The sequence below is a fragment of the Pseudoalteromonas sp. SANK 73390 genome (genome assembly GCF_054966645.1).
Genome location: NZ_ARPN01000044.1, coordinates 1 through 649 on the forward strand (window position 1 = coordinate 1; position 649 = coordinate 649).

The following is a 649-nucleotide window of genomic DNA, read 5'->3' on the forward strand; positions in this document are numbered from 1 at the left end:
GGCAACGCTGACTAAAGCGCAGATTTTGCAGCAGGCAAGTAGTACAATTTTATCGCAGGCAAACCAGCGTCCACAATCAGCATTATCGCTACTAGGATAATCAAGAAATACGCTCGAAGCACCGAGGAGGTACTTCGAGCGGTCACAAAAGTTGAGCAGTAAAGCACAAATGACAGGAGGCTATTACGTTACTCCAAGCTAAGCAGTTTCGGGCTGCATAAGCGAGAAGCTCAACAAATATATCTAAGCAAACATTGTGCCAAGGTAGATACCTGTTATTTTGGCACCTATTTCTCTTTGACTGCTTTCATGCGGCAATTTATTACCAGCCAAGTGGCAAGCTCCTACCATTACTATCTTTTTATATTATGTGTTCCCTATTTACATTTAGATTTAACCCTTTGAATTTATTTTACTTTAAACTGGTTGGTCTGTTTTTTGCTCTGTATTACTCATAACACTAATAGAGATTAGGGTAGAGGTGAAAAATGAGCTTATATGTAAACACCAATGTATCGAGCTTAAATGCACAGCGACAATTGATGAAGTCAGGCAGTGAACTAGATACAGCATTTCAGCGCCTTTCTTCTGGTCTTCGTATTAATAGTGCTAAGGACGATGCGGCAGGGTTACAAATTGCGAATCGTTT

The 649-nt window shown here is 40.4% G+C and carries 2 protein-coding genes; both read left to right on the plus strand.

Features of this window, described 5'->3' with window-relative positions; genetic code table 11:
• A partial coding sequence (locus tag SANK73390_RS05320) for a flagellin (RefSeq protein WP_462764433.1) occupies positions 1-100 on the plus strand: 100 nt, incomplete at its 5' end.
• Positions 101-488: 388 nt separating this feature from the next.
• The coding region (locus tag SANK73390_RS05325; RefSeq protein WP_462764435.1) for a flagellin N-terminal helical domain-containing protein at positions 489-649 on the plus strand (161 nt) is incomplete at its 3' end.